This window comes from Streptomyces sp. NBC_01260, assembly GCF_036226405.1.
Taxonomy (GTDB): domain Bacteria; phylum Actinomycetota; class Actinomycetes; order Streptomycetales; family Streptomycetaceae; genus Streptomyces; species Streptomyces laculatispora.
Map to the genome: position 1 here is coordinate 1,457,645 of NZ_CP108464.1, position 15,516 is coordinate 1,473,160.

Below are 15,516 nucleotides of genomic sequence, written 5' to 3' on the forward strand. Positions count from 1 at the left end.
TCAGCTGAGGCGGTCGGCCAAGCTATCGGATACCACCGATCTCGTCGTCGATCTTCACGTACAGTGCGGTCAGCAGGGCGTCCAGGTTGTTCATCACACAACGTTCTTGGACGCCCTGCCTGCGTTCCCGGGCACACCGTCAGTATTCGGAATGACTCGTCTAACACAGCCCAGGGTCTGTTTGAACAGCCGGAAGGTGTGCTCGATATCGAAGCGCCGCAGGAATGCCTGCCAGAGCAGATCGACTTCCGCCTCAGTGGCGTCGAGCCCTGACCACCACAGCCAGACCGGCTTCGGTGTTGCCCCGCTGGGCAGGTGCTCGACCTGCAAACGGATCACCGTGCCCTCGATAACCGGCAAAGCACCCAGCTGAGCGGTCCAGGCCGAGCGATGGGTCAGTCTCGGGTGGAGCCGGTCCCAGGCCCGGGCGACGGCGGTGCCATAGAGGCGGGTTGCGGTCACCGTCTGCGCGTCGGGAGTGTTCCAGGTGGACGGGTCACCGAATACGAACTCGCCGCCATGGCGGGGCGGCCGACCCCGGACACCGGGCTCGCGGGGCGGGACCGACCGTCGCAGGACACGGTCCGAACGCATCCGGCCCAGCACCTGCACCGGTAGATCCTTGAGCAGGAAGGCCAGACGGGGCACGTCGTAGCCGGCATCCACCACGATCAGGATCTCCGGATCGCCGTCCTTCCACTGCCCGGCATCGATCAGCCGCTCGACGAGATCGCGCATCTGCCCGGCAGTGACGGTGGCGGCGTCATCTCCCGGTGCCAGACGCAGTGCGTCCAGCGGTGCGGTCCAGGAACTGCGGCCTGTCTCCAGCGCGCAGATCACCGAGTAGGGCCAGCCGGGCACGGGAATGTGCTGGTCCCTGCCCCGCCCGTAGGTGTGGCACAGAATCCGCTGCGGTGAGGTGTGGGCACTGGGCCGCAGCCAGCAGGTCAGGTCGGCGGCCAGGACCAGCCGGCCGTCCGCCGCCCGTGGCAGCGGCACCGTGGCCAGGCCCCGTCGCAGCCGGGCGACGTCGACCCGGCCCGCGGACAGGGCGTCGTAGAGCCCGCCATGCCCGCGACGGTGTTCACCCACCAGCGACAGTTCCACCAGCGACCGGACCGGACCATCCGCGCACAACACCGCGTCCGCGAGTTCGAACAACGCATCCGCACGCTTGGTCAGACAGGAGTAGAACTCACCCCGGAAGCGTGACAGTTCCGCAAACGGATCCTGCCCGACAGCATGATGCGACAGACTCATCCCCACGGCGTGCTGAGCGTTGTGTGTTCCTTGGTCGGATCACATGCTCAGCACGAAGGCCGCCCGTGTGTACGGCAGTTACCAGTCCGAGTGATCAAGTACGACGAGCCGTTCGGACCCCGAGGTTGAAGATCAAAGGTGGAGCGGGGTGCGCTGCACTGGAGACGGGGGCGTATGACCGTCACCGTGCCGGGAGCGCAGATCCGGGAGGTCAAGGTGACGGGGCAGACGCTGGCCGTGGTTCTGTTCGAGGAGTCGTCGACCGACGCGGACATGACAGTCCAGCATCGCAATGAGGCGGTGGTTGCTGCGCTCGGTCGCGAGATTGCCGCGATCGTGAGCGACGCGGCCCCCTCGGGGAGCCGGCGGCCAGTCCAGCGGCAGTTGGTGAGCGTATGGCCCCTGCGGGTGCTGGCTGATCTACGTAATCGGGTGCGGCATGGCAGCCCGTGGTGGCGGCGTGCCCTCTGGTACATGGTTCTGGGATTCCCCCTGGCCGTGTTGTTGCCGGTGGAGCCCCGCCCCCTGGGCCCCGTCGCCTGGCTGTTGCTGCCGCTGGGCGTCGCCTCGCTGCGCGCATGGGTGAGCATGGCCGAACTGGACAAGCGGTGGGTGATGTGGCGGCGAGGCATCACCGTACGGGCAAGGTTCGAGTCCGACCCGCACCGCGACAGCACCAGTAGCTACATCGTCCACTTCCGCACGCTCGACGGCCGGAAGGTCACGGTGAACGGGCAAGTGCGAGGGCACCGGGAGGAAATTCGATACGACCCACAGGACTCCTCGCGTGTGCTCGTGCCGACCCGCGTGGCGTGGCTGGGGGTCGCCTTGGCCGCGTTCATGTTGATCGGTTTCTGGGGCGTCGTCTTCAGTATCCCGGCGGTTCTCTGGCTGATTGGGTTGCTGGCACTGCCGTTCTAGTTAAGAACGGTCCGGCGGCACGGGTAGCCAAGCGGACTGTTCGAGTGGTGTGGGCTGCGTGGGCACCGGACGGACGCCCACGACTGACCCCCGCCCAGTTGCAGGCCGCGCTCAAGCGGGCCGGCCGCCAGCGCGGCATCAAGGCCGAGGCCGAGGCCGAGCGTCTTCGAGAGGTCTTCCGCGCCGACTGGGCCCACCAGCCGCCGCTGGTCGAAGCCGCGCTCGGCAAGCAGATGCTCGCCATCCTGGTCCAGCTCGAAGCCGCATGCACAACCGCCGACGACCTCGCCGAGGCGGTGGAGGAGACGTTCCCTCAGCACCCGGACGCTGAGATCCTCCTCAGCTTCCCCGGCCTCGGCACCAAACTCGGTGCCCGGGTGCTCGCCGAGATCGGAGACGACGCAAACGGTTCGCCGACGCCCGCGGCCTGAAGGCATACGCCGGCGCCTCGCCCATCACCAGGGCTTCCGGCAAGAAGTCCAGCATCACCCGCAGATGGGTCAAGAACGACCGCCTCAACCACGCCGGATACCTCTGGGCCTTCGCCGCCATCACCGCCTCACCCGGCGCCAAAACCCACTACCGCAGGCGCCGCGACGACCACGGAGACTGGCACGCCACCACCCAACGCAACCTCTTCAACCGCATGATCGGACAGCTCTACCACTGCCTCCAACACCGCACGCCATTCGATGAACACGCCGCCTGTGCAACCGAACTTGCCGCCGCGGCTTGACGAGTTATCCGCCTGAGGTGTCTGCTTCGCGACCAACGCCAAAGGCGGCCAGCTCGCCGACCTTGAACTGCGCCACCGCCGCCGGGCCCGCTGCGAGGACCGCATCCGCAACGCCCGCGACACCGGCCTGCGCAACCTGCCCCTGCACGACACCGCACAGAACCGGATCTGGCTGGAGATCGTCCAGATCGCACTCGACCTCCTCGCCTGGATGCCGATGCCCGCCCTGACCACAGAAAAGCGCCGCTGGGAACCCAAGAAGCTCCGCCTGCGACTGTTCTCCGCCGCCACCCAGCTGGTCACCACCGGCCGCCGCCAGGTCCGCTTCACCACACGATGACCCTGGACCGACGAAGTCCCCCCGGGCAATCGACCGGCTCAATGCCTTGCCGAGCCCCGGCTGACCAGCCACACCGACCGCCCCAACGATCCGCACCACCACACCGGGAAAGTGGAACCCGGCGCCGACCCGACGCGACAACCGGGCCATCAACCTGCCCCAGCCCCGAAAAGACCGCACCCCGCAAACACAGAACCCCCGTCGGCACACCGACGAGGGCTCATGAACGATCGAGGCTAAGGCTTGTCCCGCGGCCAGGGCCGCCCGTCGAGGCGTTCGATATCGCGGTTGAGCCGGGCGAGATTGTCCGCGAGCTGGGTCGCCTCCTCGGGGGTCCAGTCGGCCAGCAGCGAGCCGAGGCCCTCCAGGTTCTCCGACCGGTCCTGGTCCAGGCGCTGCCCGCCCTCCTCCGTGATGACGAACTTCCGGGCGATGCCGCCCTCCGGGTCGGGAATGCGCTCGACAACACCGGCCCGCAGCATGGCGGCGGTCTGCCGGTTCAGCGTGGAGGCGTCCAGACCGAAGGCGTCGCGCAGATCACCGATGGACATCGGGCCCTCGACCTGAATGCGGCTGAGGAGGATGTAGGCACTCCGGTCCAGCCGGCCGCCGCCCCTGGAGGCGAGCAGATTCATATGGCGGCCGAGAAGCATGGTCTCGAACTCGATCCGGTCCACGGGCATGTCCACGCGAGGCTTCCTTCGACTGCGGGTGCGGGCCTGCCTCCCTGCCGGGAAGGCCACCTCTCTGTACAGATATACCACGGACCATATGCATGCTGCACTTCGTGTGCATGAGGCACTCCTCATGCATGCTGCACATCGATTGCGTGGCGTACCCCGCCATCCGCATCAGGACCAGGGTCACCAGGCGCCGAGGCCCTGGCCTGGTAGACGAGGAGACCGAGGCCGAGATCACAACCCATACGCATCCTGCTCGCCCACTCCTCCGGAGAGATGACCGCACGCCATGTGCCCGCCTGCACGACACCACGGTCCGCCGGCACCGGGAGAGGGCCCGCAAGGCGAGAGCGTCACCGTCAGCCCAGGCGGCCTCGTGGCCGAGGCCGCCTGGGCCAACCAGCGGCTCGGCTGCGCGACTCCACCCCTGCCCGATGTTCCTCACCACCCCCGCGAACGGCCGCCCGCGCCATTCCGTCGCGGACGGCCGCGGAGGTGCTGTCTCGAAACGGCTGGGCCCGTCACCCGCAGGGTGAAAGCCGGCCCGCTTCTGTCGTCCTGCCGGGGATTCAGATGCTGTCGGGCTCCCAGACGGGCAGCCAGACGTCATTGGCCACCCCCTGGGAGGTGCAGTCGTACTGAATCAGGTTGTTCCCGACGCCGACACCCCCGTTGACGTTGAGGCACTTGCCGCTGGACTTGACGACGACCTGGTAGCCGATGCCCTTGGGCACGAACTTCCACAGTTCGTTGTCGGCGCTTCCGCAGGTGTACTGGATGACCTGGGTGCCGTTGGCACTTCCGCCTCCGTTGACGTTGAGGCACTTGCCGCTGCCGACGGACTTGAATCGGTAGTAGCCGCCCAGAGCCGCGTCCGCTTCCCAGCGTTCGTTGGTCGTGCCGGACCAGGGGTACTGGATGACCGGGACACCGTTGCCCGTTGCCGCTCCCCGGACGTTGGCGACCTGCCCCGGGTCGGCGGCGAGCCTGAGGGTGAACTGCTGGGCGACGATCGACCGCGTCGCGGGGCGCCCGTCATCGGCTGCCGCCGTAACGGCCGTGCTGGACACGAGTGTCGCGGTGCATGCGAGAGCACCCGCGCCGACAGCCCATTTCTGGTGAAGCTTCATACTTTGCTCCGGTTCCGCTGACGCACCAAAAACGGAATTGTTTCTGTACGTAGTCAGCTCGCGACTGAACGTAGCGATGCGGGGGGCTGGGGCACAGAGGGCGCCCGAAGCAGTCGGAGCGCCTGAAGTGACTCCGCGCGCCCGCGGTCGCCACCGGCATCTCCGCCGGCAGAGGTTTGCCAAGGCCCGCCGCTGAAGATCAGTCTGATCGCAGCCGCGCCGGGCGAGCGCCAGGGTCGGTCCCGGCACGGAGCCCTGGCCGTCATCGGCTCCGTCATCCTGACCCTCGCTGTGGGGGGCGATGACGACGGCCTGGTTCGTCCTGGTCAGAGCCACCCCGGTGGCGCCATGTTTGCCGTGGATCGAGCGGCGAAGGGGCAGACCTGGTTCGCGAGGGCCGCCCCTGGTCCCTTCCGCCGGAGGACCGGGCACCGCTCGCGGCGGGCACCGACCACGCCCCCACCAGTTCAGAGATCATTCGCGGGACAAGCCGTAGACTCGCCGAATGGCGAAGTATTTCGATGTACACCCCGAAAACCCCCAGCGGCGCACCATCAGCAACGTGGCTGACAGCATCCGCTCCGGCGCGCTCGTCGCGTACCCGACGGACTCCTGTTACGCGCTGGGGTGTCAGCTCGGCAGCCGTGACGGCATCTCCCGCATCCGCGCGATCCGCAACCTCGACGATCGCCATCACTTCACGCTCATGTGCCAGAACTTCGCCCAGCTCGGGCAGTTCGTGCACATCGACAACGACGTGTTCCGCGCGGTGAAGGCGGCGACGCCCGGCCAGTACACCTTCATCCTTCCGGCGACGAAGGAGGTGCCGCGCCAACTGCTGCACCCGAAGAAAAAGACCGTCGGTGTCCGCATCCCCGACCACGCCGTCGTCCAGGCCCTGTTGGCCGAACTCGGCGAGCCACTGCTGTCCAGCACCCTGCTCCTGCCCGACGAGGAGGAGCCGATGACCCAGGGCTGGGAGATCAAGGAGCGGCTCGACCACGAGGTGGACGTCGTGGTCGACTCCGGCGACTGCGGCACGGAGCCGACCACCGTCATCGACTTCTCCAGCGGCGAGCTGGAGATCGTGCGCCGGGGAGCGGGCGACACCTCCCGCTTCGAGTAACCGGGCGGGGCGGGGCCGGGTTCAGTACAACAGGTCCAGTTCCACGCCGACCGTCTTCCCCGGTACGCGCTCCAGCACCGCCCACCGGTCCGCCAGCGCCTCGACGAGCACCAGCCCGTACCCGCCGCCGGCCCCGGGCGGCGGTTTCACGACCCTCCCGGGGCCCGGCGGACGACACTCGCCCCGGGTGTCGGTGACCTCGATCCGGAGCGTGCCGAGCGTCTCCGGACATCTGGCGGCCATCCCCAGCAGCAGCTCGAAGTCCCGTCCGGGTACGCGGCCGTGCGTCGCCGCGTTGGCCGCCAGTTCGGCCACCAACAGTGCGGCGGTGTCGGACACGTCCGAGCGGTACGGGATGCCCCAGACGTGCAGTTGGTGAACGGCAAGCCTGCGGGCGAGCCGCGCCCCTCGGGGTGTGGAGCTGAACCGCTGCACGAACAGCCTCTCGATGCGCGGCCGGTGGGGGGTGATGGATGCTTCCATGCACGTCAGCCTTGCCGGGCTCGGCCCCTGCGACCAGCTACGCCACTCGTACGCTGGGTCAGCGTACGAGCACGGAGAGTGGACAGCGCCGATAACTATGCGTGACCATGGGCTCGTTGTGGACGGGGAACAGCGCGCGAAAGGTGACCGCACATGACCGACGAGCCCGAGCCCTCGGACAGCCTCAAGGCCTTCGGCGAGGTGGTCAAGGTCTTACGCAAACGGGCCGGACTCACCCAGGAGGAGTTTGCGCCCTTGGTGCAGTACTCGGTGACGATGGTCGCCTCGATCGAGCAGGGCCGCCGCTTCCCGCCGCCCGCCTTCGTGGAACGGTCGGAGGTGGCCCTCGACGGCATGGGGGTCGTGCGCGCGGCGGCCAAGCATCTGTCGCGGCGGCGCGGGCTGGCGAGCTGGTTCCGCCAGTGGGCGCAGCTGGAGCAGGACGCGATCACCCTCCAGACGTACGAATGCCGATTGATCCCTGGCCTGTTGCAGACGGAGGCGTACGCTCGGGCGCTGTTCGCCGAGCAGTTGCCGCCGCTGGGCGACGAGCAGATCGAGACCCAGTTGGCGGCGCGACTGGAACGCCAGGAGTTGTTGCGGCAGCGGCCCAACACCGCGTACAGCTTCATCCTCGAAGAACATCTGTTGCTGCGCAGGACCGGTGGCGTGGACGTCACCGTCGGGATGGTCGAACACCTTTTGGAGCTCGTCTCGCTCCGGAACATCGAGATTCAGATCATGCCAGTGATGCGGGAGCACCATGCTGGGTTGGGCGGCCCCATGAGGCTTCTGGAGACCCCCGAGAACCGCTGGTTCGGCTACTGCGAGGGGCAGGAGAGCGGTCAGTTCATCTCCGATCCCAAAGTCGTGAGCATGCTCCAAATGCGATATGCCAGGATGCGTTCGCAGGCTCTCTCCTTGGAGGACTCCTTGAGCCTGTTGCGGCGGATGCGAGGAGCGATATGAGCACCACAGAACTGTCCTGGTTCAAGAGCAGCTACAGCGGCGGCGACGGCGACTCCTGCGTCGAAGTCGCCCTGTCCTGGCACAAGTCGAGCTACAGCAGCGGCTCCGGGGACGACTGTGTAGAGGTCGCCACCTGCCCCACCACCGTCCACATCCGGGACTCCAAGGTCGAGGAGGGCCCCCAACTCGCCCTCGCCCCCACCACCTGGACCCACTTCGTCACGTACGCGGTTCAGGGCTGAGCGCCCGCCCGCCATTTGTCGAACTCCCAGGCCGGGTGGGTGGTGCCCAGGTACGGCAGGTGCTCGTCCCAGTCGGCGGCGGTCAGGGCCGCCGCCGGCCGGACGGTGATGTCTCCCGCTGCATCGACGTCGAAGCCCCAGGAGAAGCCGGTCAGCGGCATCACGTACCGCTGTTCGCGGTCCAGTGGCGTGTGCGCCAGGAAGCTGTGCGCGAGCCAGGCCATAGGCCGGCGTTCGGCCCGTGACGGGGCGTCGAACAGGGTGGGGCGGTAGCCGAAGAAGGCGTACGGGGAGGGCGCGTCCTCGAACAGGATGAACGGGTCCATGTCGAAGTCGGCGCCGCCACTGCTGTTGTCCGTCGACCGGACGAACTGGACCCAGCCGAACATGGCCCGATATCCCCTGCCGGGATAGGTCACGGCAGAAGTGCAGCACGGGAAGCCCTGCGTGGCGGGGTGCTTGCCGATCGTCAGCGGATCATCCACCTGTTCGAGGTCCACGGTCACGCTGCCAGGCTCACCGTCGTGGGTGAAGGGAAGGATCATTCCCACACTCTGGCGAGGGCGCGTCGTCGGCCACAAGGGCGAATACTGGTCGCGCGGGGCACGACTTCCCAGGCTGGCGGTTATGCCAACAGACAAAGGCTCGTTCACCGTCAGCGGCGGCGTCGAGGTGCCCGCTCCCCTCCCCGGCACGCTGTGGACCGTCGGCGCGGTCATCCTCAACGAGGACGGCGCGGCATTCGCGCAGAAGCGAAGCCCCGACCGCCGTCTCTTTCCCGACACGTGGGACATCGTGGGCGGCCATGTCGAGGCCGGTGAACCGCTTCTGGACGCGCTGGCCCGGGAGGTCGAGGAGGAGACCGGCTGGCGGCTGCGCCATGTGCGGCGGTTTCTCGGCACCAGCACGTGGACGGGCAACGACGGAGCGGGCCCGCGTCACGAGGCGGACTATCTCGTCGAGGTCGAAGGCGACTTGAGCAGCCCCGTCCTGGAATGGTCCAAGCACTCCGCCTACGACTGGTTCACCCTTGACGGCCTCGACCGCCTCAGGGAGAACCGCGGCCCCGGGGAGTTCCTGATCCACGACCTGATCGCACGGGCGCTTCGGGACCACCGAGCGGGAAGGTGACGCCCCCTCACCGCCCCCGCTCGGGCTTCGCGCCGCAAGGGCACGCGGGTCCTTGATAGCGTCGCCCCAGCGACTGCGGAACTCTCCCCGCCGGGGTCGTCGCTCTTCCGGGGCGGCGCTGCCACCACGGGACGGCGGGTGTGGGTGGCAGGGGACATTCATGGCAGGGACGAAGAGAGCCAACGCATGAGCCTCGCGCAGTTGCACTACACCTCCGCAACGTACGGGGACGGTCCGGAAAGCAGCGAGGACGCGGCGATACCCGCCCGTTTCAGCGCAGTTGACGCGGCGATACCCGCGTCGGCGCTGACCGAGGCCGGTCCGCTCCTGGCGTACGAGCCGCCGGCCGGCACCCCTCGGCAGGTCACCGACAACGCGCTGCGCGCGCTGCCCGAATCGTTCAGCTTCAGTGTGCTGTCCGACGGCAGCCATCTGCTGTCCCGGACCGTGCCGGTCCGCACCGCACAGCTGTCCTCCCTGCGCTTCCACGCCCATGCGGTCCATCTCCCCGCCGGCACCCAACTGCCGGGCGGGATGCTCCCGATCACCGCCTGCCGGTCGGCGCGCTGGGCCGCCGCGACACCGGACCGGATACCGGCGGTCGACCCGGTCACCGCGCTCACCGCCGCCATCGGCCGCACGGGTGAACGTGAGGGGCTCAACGACTTCGCGGTCTCCCGCGGCCCCTGGCTCGCGGGCGTCCTGGCCGATCTGCGCCGGCTGAGCGAGACGGCCGAGCCCTCCAGGGTCGTGCTCGTCGAACGGCAGAGCGCGGATGTGGCCCGGTGGATCGCGCTGGCCGCGGCCGTCCTGCCACCGGAGTGCTCCGAGCGGCTGACCTTCACCACGTACACCCGCCACCCGCACCGCGCCCCGCAGCACATCGTCGGCGTGCTGTCGCAGGACGCGCACGAGCTGTCCGGTTCCGGGTTCCGGGTGCACACCTGCACCGGTCCGCGCCCGGAAGGGGCGGTGGACGACGCCTGGGCCGAGACCGCGGCCCGGATCTGGCGGAGCCGTACGCCGGAGCTGTTCCGGGAGGCGGCCGAGCTGCCCGGGGAGCCGTTCGCCGCCGGGCCGGTGGCGGTGACGGCCCTGTGCGCGGGCATCGCGCTGGGGCCGAACGAGCGGGCCGCCGCCGCCGGCTGGGCCGCCGAGCGGCCCTACGCGCTGGACGCGAAGCGCACCCGGCAACTGGTCGACGCGCTGACCGCGCCCGGGGTCGACGACCGCACCGGGGCCGAGTTCGATGCCGCGGGACGGCTGTTCGCCGCGCTGGACGGCCGCTCCCCCGCGACGACCACCGCCCCGCTGGCCGCGATGCTGGTCACCGAAGCGGTACGCGGCGGGAACGGCTCCGTGGAGCTGCCCGGCCGCACGGCGTTCAGCGGTTCGCAGGGCGCGGTCGTCGCCGCTCAGCTCGGCCCGGAGATCCTGACCGAGCTGAGCGGCACGGGGACCGGGCTGGACGTGGCCCGGACCGTGCAGTTGCTGCGGGTGGCCCGGCTGCTCGGCGTGGACTGCGCGGAGCTGCTGCCCGGCGTCGTACGGCGGCTGGCGCCCGCCCTCCTCGCGGACGCGCAGGACGCACCGGGCTGGGCGCCCGCGCTGCTGGAGCTGATGGACGAGCAGTTCGACGTCCGTACGGCGCTGCTCGGCGCACTGGACCGGATCTCGCCGGAGAACCCCGCCGGGGCGGAGCGGCTGCTGGGCCGGGTGGCCCTGCCGTTCACCGGAACGCAGCTGCTGCCGCACCTGCGGATGTGCGCGGAGGCGCCCGAGATCAAGGCGGGCTGCGGCGCCGACCGGGTGGGCGCGATGCACCGGGTGCTGCGGGCCGCCGGGATGTCGCCGTTCGCGGAGCCGCTGGTGCTGCGGACGGCGGTCGGCCTGGTGTGGGAGGAGGATGCTCCGACGGTGGGCGAGGCCCGGCTGCTGCTGGACGCCGCGACATCGGACGCGCACCGGACGGCCGGCACCTGGTCGCACCTGGTCGCCGCGGCGCTGAACGCTCCCGCCGACGACGAGGAGGCGCCCGAGCTCGCCCACGACCTGCTGCGCGGCTTCCCGCAGGAGATCGTGGGCCGGGCGCGCGGGGCCCTGCTCCTGCTGGAGTTCGCCCGCGAGCTGCGGTCGGGGTCGGCGGAGCCGGACTGGGCCGAGCGGGTCCGCGCGCTGCGGCCGGGCGCCGAGCCGGTGGAGCCGGGGGTGCTCGGCCACGCGTTCGGCGCCCTGGCCGGGCGGCTGCTCGCCCCGGACGGGCCGGAGGCCGAGCTGTACGCCCTCGCGCACAGCGGCGACGCGGATCTCATCGCCGCGTACGACCGGGCCGCGCACGGCCCCGACGTCCGGGCCCGGCTGACGGCCGAACCCGGCTACGCGGCCGGCTGCTTCGCCGTGTGGACGGCCCACCCGCACGCGGGGACCGAGTGGAGCAGGACCACCGCCGCCCTGCTGGAGGAGGTGCTGCGCCCCGCGGTGCGCGCGCTGTCCGCCGACGGGGTGGCGGCCGTGGAGGAGGCCGTCGGGCGCTCGGGGAGCAGCGGCCGGGCGGAGGCCTTCCGCGACTGGAACCGCCGGAGCCAGGGCACCCTGGGCCGGCTGGGCAGGCGGCTCGCGGGCCGCGTCCGGCGGGGCTGAACCGGCAGCCGGCCGCCCCGGGCGGGGCCCGTTCCGCGCCCGCGTGTGTCGCGGGGCCCGCGCGGCGCCGGGTACCTTGGTGCTTACCGATCTCGTGGGCCTCCTGGCGGGCTGCGTGAACCCCAGGAGGAACAAGATGACGACGAACCGTGGGCGCAAGGACGTGATCCGCGACCGGATGGCCGCGACCGGTGAGTCGTACAACGTGGCCGCGCGGAACCTCAAGGCGATGAAGGACATGGGCGCCACCCGTGAGGCCGTCGTCACCCAGCGCTGGCGCCCGGCGGACTCCCTCGACCTGCCCTGCCCGTGCGGCGGCACCTGCGAGCCCGGCGAGACGTGCGAGCGGTGCCACGCCCGGCACCGGCACGTGGCGCGGTACCCGGGAAGTGCCACGGAGGTGGAGACCTGGGTGGACCGCTACGAGTGCACCGGCTGCTCCGCCTCGTACACGCTGCTCGTCGAGCTGCCGGGGCGGCCCTGGGGTGTGGCGGAGACGGTGATCCAGGGCGGTTCGGCCGAGGAGGTCGTGCGGGCCCGGGTCTTCCCCGGTGTGGTGCACCCGCTGCTGAAGCCCGAGACGGCGGAGGAGGGCTGACGCAGGCGCGTCAGCCCTCCTCGGGGTCGTGCGCCGGTGTCAGGCGTCCGGCGTCAGCCGCAGTGAGATCGAGTTGATGCAGTACCGCTGGTCCGTCGGGGTCGGGTAGCCCTCGCCCTCGAAGACATGGCCCAGGTGCGAGCCGCAGCGGGCGCAGCGGACCTCGGTGCGGACCATGCCGTGGGTGCGGTCCTGGATCAGTTCGACCGCGTCGGTGTCCTTCGGGTCGTAGAAGGACGGCCAGCCGCAGTGCGACTCGAATTTGGTGTCGGAGCGGAACAGCTCCGCGTCACAGGCGCGGCAGGAGTAGACGCCCGTCGTCTTGGTGTCGGTGTACTCGCCGACGAAGGCGGGCTCGGTGCCGGCCTCGCGCAGCACCGCGTACTCGGCGGGGGACAGCTCCGCCCGCCACTCCTCGTCCGGCTTGTCGATGTCGTACGGCACGGTGGCTCCCTCAGCTCGACAGGTGTTCCAGGATCTGCGGGCCGAGGTCCGTGACGTCGCCCGCCCCCATGGTGAGAACGAGATCGCCGGGCTTCGCCATTCCCGCGATGACCTCGGGGACCCTCTCCTTGTCGTGGACGGCGATGACATCGGCGCCGGCCGCCTGGGCGGCGTCGATGATCAGGGTGCTGGTGATGCCGGGGATCGGGTCCTCGCGGGCCGGGTAGATGTCCAGCACCACGGAGGAGTCGGCCAGCGCGAGGGCCTGGCCCATCTCGGTGCCGAGCTCCTGGGTGCGGGAGAAGAGGTGGGGCTGGAAGACGACCAGGAGGCGGGCGTCGGAGGCCGCGCCGCGCATCGCTTCGAGGTCGGCGGTCATCTCGGTGGGGTGGTGCGCGTAGCTGTCGATGACCTGGACGCCGGCCGCCTCGCCCTTGAGCTGGAGGCGGCGCTTGACCCCGGTGTACTTGCCGAGGGCCGAGGCCAGGTTGTGCGCCGGGATACCGAGGGCGACGCCGGCGGCGAGGGCGGCCACGGCGTTGAGCGCGTAGTGGCGGCCGGGTACGGAGACGGTGAAGGTGAGGTACTTCCCGTTGAGGACGACCGTGACCTCGCTGGTCAGACCGCGCTGGGTGATCTTGTGGACGCGTACGTCGGCGGTCGCGGCCTCACCGTAGGTGACGACCTTGACCGCGGACAGGTCGCGCACCCGGCGGGTCAGCTCGACGGCGCCGGCCTGGTCGGCGGAGACGACCAGGGTGCCGTCGGGGACGATCTTTCCGACGAAGGTCTCGAAGGAGTCGTAGATCTCGTCCATCGAGGCGTAGTTCGCGTGGTGGTCGAGCTCGACGTTGAGGACGATCGCGACCTCGGGGTCGTACTTCTGGAAGCTGCGGTCGCTCTCGTCCGCCTCGGCGACGAAGATCGCGCCCTCGCCGTGCGCGGCGTTGGTGCCGGGTCCCGCCAGGTCGCCGCCGATCGCGTACGACGGGTCGAGGCCCAGCTCGGTGAGGGCGACGGCCAGCATCGATGTGGTGGTCGTCTTCCCGTGGGTGCCCGCGACGGCGATGGCCCGCAGCCCCTCCATCAGCGAGGCGAGCGCGTCGGAGCGGTGCACGACGGGGATCGAGAGATCACCCGCGCGCACCAGCTCCGGGTTGTCGGCGCGGATGGCACTGGAGACGACCACACAGGTGGCGTCGTCCGCCAGATGCCCGGCGGCGTGCCCGATGTGGACGGTCGCCCCCAGCGTGCGCAGGGCCTCGGCGGTGGCGGACTCCTTGGAGTCGCTGCCCGCGACCTTCGCACCGCGCCTGGTGAGGATCTTCGCGATGCCCGACATTCCGGCGCCGCCGATGCCGATGAAGTGCGGCCGTTCCATGGCGGCAGGAATACCGGGTGCCATGCGTGTGTCTCCCAGGGTCGGTACGGGTGGGGCCACCCAGCCTATTCGCTGTGCGCGAAGAGCTTGAGCACCGGTACGCCGACCTTGTGCCGGGCGCGGGACGCCCAGTCGCGGTGGAAGAACTCCTCGACGTAGTGCGGCGCGGTCAGCACGATGACCTCGTCCGCCTCCGACTCCTCGACCACGGACGTGAGCTTGTCCAGGGGGTGGGTCTCGATCACTTGTCCGACGGCCTCGGAGCCCGACTGCCGCAGGGCCTCCAGGGACACTTCGAGCGCCAGTTCGGCGGACGCTCTCGCGTTCCTGCCCTCCGGTTCCTCACTCTCGCGGGCCGCTTCCTTCAGTTCGCCCATCGCCAGGTCGTCGATGGCCCGCAACAGCACATCCGCCTGGTCGCCACGTGGCTGCATCAGCACGACGAAGGAGATCTGCTCCTCCCCGTGCAGGGTGGTGACGAACTCGACGTCCTCGGAAGTGAGGGCCTTCTCGATCATCAAAACGCTGGTGAACACCACAGGCGCCCTTCTGCTTCAGTGACCGTCGCCGGCCACTGCTGAAACCATCCTTCCCCGCGCTCGCACGGGGTCCGCGTTCCATTCTGCCCACCGAACGCTAACCGGAACGACATATTCCGCTGATTGTCAGATCCGACGGTACCGAGAGAAGAGGAACCCGGCCTCTTCCAGCACCGACGCCAGGGCGAATCGTTCCGGCACAGCCACCGCCGGACCGCCCGCGATCCGCTGGGCGTCCCCGGCGGTCAGCATCGGCGCCAGGGTCAGACACATCTCGTCCAGCACGCCCGCCGCCACGAACTGACCGAGCAGCCTGGGCCCGCCCTCCGTCAGCAGCCGCCTGAGACCTCGGTCGGCCAGCTCCCGTACGGCCCTGGCGGGGTCCACCCGGGACCCCTCCCCCGCGATCACCACCTCCGCACCCGCCTCGCGGGCCGCCGCGATCCGGTCCGGGGGCGCGCCCGCGCCGGTCAGCACGAGCGTCGGGACCAGCGGCGAGACGAAGAGCGGAAGCGAGAAGTCCAGATCCAGGCTGCCGCTCACCACGGCGACCGCCGGGGCGGGCCCCTGACCGGCCGCGGCCCGCCGGGCCGCGAAGGCCTCCCGGGCGCGGGCGGGCCGGTACCCCTCAAGACGTACCGTCTCCGCGCCCGCCACGACCACATCGGCCAGACCGCGCAGGGTGCCGAAGATCCGCATGTCGCTCTCGCAGGAGATCGGCTGCGAGCGGCCGTCGTGCTGGGCGGCCCCGTCGAGCGTCGACACCATGTTGGCGCGCAGCCAGGAGCCGTCCGTTTCGGGGTAGGCGTAGGCGTCGGCGAGAGCGTCCAGGCTCCACTCGCCTCGGTCGTCGGCCGCTGTCAGGTCGGTCACAGGGAACAGGCGTCGCATGTTCC

At 70.1% G+C, this 15,516-nt stretch carries 15 protein-coding genes and 3 pseudogenes; 9 read left to right on the forward strand and 9 right to left on the reverse strand.

Annotation, left to right across the window (positions count from 1 at the left end):
• Positions 1–168: 168 nt before the first annotated feature.
• A pseudogene (locus OG322_RS06390) lies at positions 169–1,260 on the reverse strand (transposase); the annotation flags it as partial.
• Positions 1,261–1,434: 174 nt separating this feature from the next.
• On the opposite strand from OG322_RS06390, the gene OG322_RS06395 reads away from it, so the two are divergent.
• The 3 genes and pseudogenes from OG322_RS06395 to OG322_RS06405 form a co-directional block, all read left to right on the forward strand.
• Entirely contained in the window at positions 1,435–2,181 is a 747-nt protein-coding gene (locus OG322_RS06395; RefSeq protein WP_124285489.1) for a hypothetical protein, read from the forward strand.
• A gap of 2 nt (positions 2,182–2,183) precedes the next feature.
• Positions 2,184–2,917 (forward strand): annotated as a pseudogene (locus OG322_RS06400) (transposase); the annotation flags it as partial.
• Positions 2,918–2,942: 25 nt separating this feature from the next.
• Positions 2,943–3,321, forward strand: a pseudogene (locus OG322_RS06405) (transposase); the annotation flags it as partial.
• A gap of 172 nt (positions 3,322–3,493) precedes the next feature.
• On the opposite strand, the gene OG322_RS06410 reads toward OG322_RS06405, so the two are convergent.
• Together OG322_RS06410 and OG322_RS06415 are read right to left on the reverse strand one after the other, a co-directional pair.
• On the reverse strand, positions 3,494–3,946 hold the full coding sequence (locus tag OG322_RS06410; RefSeq protein WP_123463250.1) for a MarR family winged helix-turn-helix transcriptional regulator: 453 nt from the start codon (positions 3,944–3,946) through the stop codon (positions 3,494–3,496).
• 560 nt (positions 3,947–4,506) lie between these two features.
• Positions 4,507–5,067: an RICIN domain-containing protein gene (locus OG322_RS06415; protein WP_329306171.1), complete on the reverse strand. Its 561-nt coding sequence runs from the start codon at positions 5,065–5,067 to the stop codon at positions 4,507–4,509.
• Between the two features lie 505 nt (positions 5,068–5,572).
• Here OG322_RS06415 and OG322_RS06420 point away from each other — a divergent pair.
• Positions 5,573–6,193 carry an L-threonylcarbamoyladenylate synthase gene (locus tag OG322_RS06420; protein ID WP_124285487.1) on the forward strand — a complete coding sequence of 207 codons (621 nt, stop codon included), beginning with the start codon at positions 5,573–5,575 and terminating at the stop codon, positions 6,191–6,193.
• A gap of 21 nt (positions 6,194–6,214) precedes the next feature.
• Here OG322_RS06420 and OG322_RS06425 read toward each other — a convergent pair whose 3' ends face one another.
• Complete coding sequence (locus tag OG322_RS06425; RefSeq protein WP_124285486.1) at positions 6,215–6,676, reverse strand: ATP-binding protein; 462 nt, start codon at positions 6,674–6,676, stop codon at positions 6,215–6,217.
• A 153-nt stretch (positions 6,677–6,829) separates the two neighbouring features.
• Between OG322_RS06425 and OG322_RS06430 the strand changes: the two genes are divergently transcribed.
• Both OG322_RS06430 and OG322_RS06435 read left to right on the forward strand, forming a co-directional pair.
• Positions 6,830–7,645 carry a helix-turn-helix domain-containing protein gene (locus tag OG322_RS06430; protein WP_123463243.1) on the forward strand — a complete coding sequence of 272 codons (816 nt, stop codon included), beginning with the start codon at positions 6,830–6,832 and terminating at the stop codon, positions 7,643–7,645.
• Positions 7,642–7,887, forward strand: a complete 246-nt coding sequence (locus OG322_RS06435; RefSeq protein WP_123463241.1) for a DUF397 domain-containing protein — start codon at positions 7,642–7,644, stop codon at positions 7,885–7,887. The genes OG322_RS06430 and OG322_RS06435 overlap by 4 nt, the downstream gene beginning before the upstream one ends.
• Here the strand turns inward: OG322_RS06435 and OG322_RS06440 are convergent.
• Positions 7,878–8,432, reverse strand: a complete 555-nt coding sequence (locus OG322_RS06440; protein ID WP_123463239.1) for a hypothetical protein — start codon at positions 8,430–8,432, stop codon at positions 7,878–7,880. The genes OG322_RS06435 and OG322_RS06440 overlap by 10 nt on opposite strands.
• An 82-nt stretch (positions 8,433–8,514) precedes the next feature.
• Here OG322_RS06440 and OG322_RS06445 point away from each other — a divergent pair, with 82 nt between their 5' ends.
• From OG322_RS06445 to OG322_RS06455, 3 genes are all read left to right on the forward strand, one after another.
• Complete coding sequence (locus OG322_RS06445; RefSeq protein ID WP_124285485.1) at positions 8,515–9,018, forward strand: NUDIX hydrolase; 504 nt, start codon at positions 8,515–8,517, stop codon at positions 9,016–9,018.
• A 186-nt stretch (positions 9,019–9,204) separates the two neighbouring features.
• Positions 9,205–11,658: a GTPase-associated protein 1-related protein gene (locus tag OG322_RS06450; protein WP_123463235.1), complete on the forward strand. Its 2,454-nt coding sequence runs from the start codon at positions 9,205–9,207 to the stop codon at positions 11,656–11,658.
• A gap of 136 nt (positions 11,659–11,794) precedes the next feature.
• Complete coding sequence (locus OG322_RS06455) at positions 11,795–12,256, forward strand: hypothetical protein (protein ID WP_124285484.1); 462 nt, start codon at positions 11,795–11,797, stop codon at positions 12,254–12,256.
• 39 nt (positions 12,257–12,295) lie between these two features.
• Here the strand turns inward: OG322_RS06455 and msrB are convergent, their stop codons facing one another.
• From msrB to OG322_RS06475, 4 genes are all read right to left on the reverse strand, one after another.
• On the reverse strand, positions 12,296–12,700 hold the full coding sequence (gene msrB, locus OG322_RS06460) for a peptide-methionine (R)-S-oxide reductase MsrB (RefSeq protein WP_124285483.1): 405 nt from the start codon (positions 12,698–12,700) through the stop codon (positions 12,296–12,298).
• Positions 12,701–12,710: 10 nt separating this feature from the next.
• On the reverse strand, positions 12,711–14,105 hold the full coding sequence (gene murC / locus OG322_RS06465; RefSeq protein ID WP_123463229.1) for a UDP-N-acetylmuramate--L-alanine ligase: 1,395 nt from the start codon (positions 14,103–14,105) through the stop codon (positions 12,711–12,713).
• 41 nt (positions 14,106–14,146) lie between these two features.
• A complete protein-coding gene (locus OG322_RS06470) occupies positions 14,147–14,599 on the reverse strand; it encodes an indole-3-glycerol phosphate synthase (RefSeq protein WP_123466207.1) in 453 nt (150 codons plus the stop codon).
• Positions 14,600–14,746: 147 nt separating this feature from the next.
• Entirely contained in the window at positions 14,747–15,511 is a 765-nt protein-coding gene (locus OG322_RS06475; RefSeq protein WP_329306172.1) for a pyrimidine reductase family protein, read from the reverse strand.
• Positions 15,512–15,516: the final 5 nt, after the last annotated feature.

Coding starts and splice junctions, on each gene's coding strand:
- OG322_RS06440 (WP_123463239.1), bottom strand. CDS start 8,432: ATGATCCTTCCCTTCACCCACGACGGTGAGCCTGGCAGCGTGACCGTG.
- OG322_RS06445 (WP_124285485.1), top strand. CDS start 8,515: ATGCCAACAGACAAAGGCTCGTTCACCGTCAGCGGCGGCGTCGAGGTG.
- OG322_RS06450 (WP_123463235.1), top strand. CDS start 9,205: ATGAGCCTCGCGCAGTTGCACTACACCTCCGCAACGTACGGGGACGGT.
- OG322_RS06425 (WP_124285486.1), bottom strand. CDS start 6,676: ATGGAAGCATCCATCACCCCCCACCGGCCGCGCATCGAGAGGCTGTTC.
- OG322_RS06420 (WP_124285487.1), top strand. CDS start 5,573: ATGGCGAAGTATTTCGATGTACACCCCGAAAACCCCCAGCGGCGCACC.
- OG322_RS06470 (WP_123466207.1), bottom strand. CDS start 14,599: ATGATCGAGAAGGCCCTCACTTCCGAGGACGTCGAGTTCGTCACCACC.
- OG322_RS06430 (WP_123463243.1), top strand. CDS start 6,830: ATGACCGACGAGCCCGAGCCCTCGGACAGCCTCAAGGCCTTCGGCGAG.
- OG322_RS06475 (WP_329306172.1), bottom strand. CDS start 15,511: ATGCGACGCCTGTTCCCTGTGACCGACCTGACAGCGGCCGACGACCGA.
- OG322_RS06395 (WP_124285489.1), top strand. CDS start 1,435: ATGACCGTCACCGTGCCGGGAGCGCAGATCCGGGAGGTCAAGGTGACG.
- murC (WP_123463229.1), bottom strand. CDS start 14,105: ATGGCACCCGGTATTCCTGCCGCCATGGAACGGCCGCACTTCATCGGC.
- OG322_RS06415 (WP_329306171.1), bottom strand. CDS start 5,067: ATGAAGCTTCACCAGAAATGGGCTGTCGGCGCGGGTGCTCTCGCATGC.
- OG322_RS06435 (WP_123463241.1), top strand. CDS start 7,642: ATGAGCACCACAGAACTGTCCTGGTTCAAGAGCAGCTACAGCGGCGGC.
- OG322_RS06455 (WP_124285484.1), top strand. CDS start 11,795: ATGACGACGAACCGTGGGCGCAAGGACGTGATCCGCGACCGGATGGCC.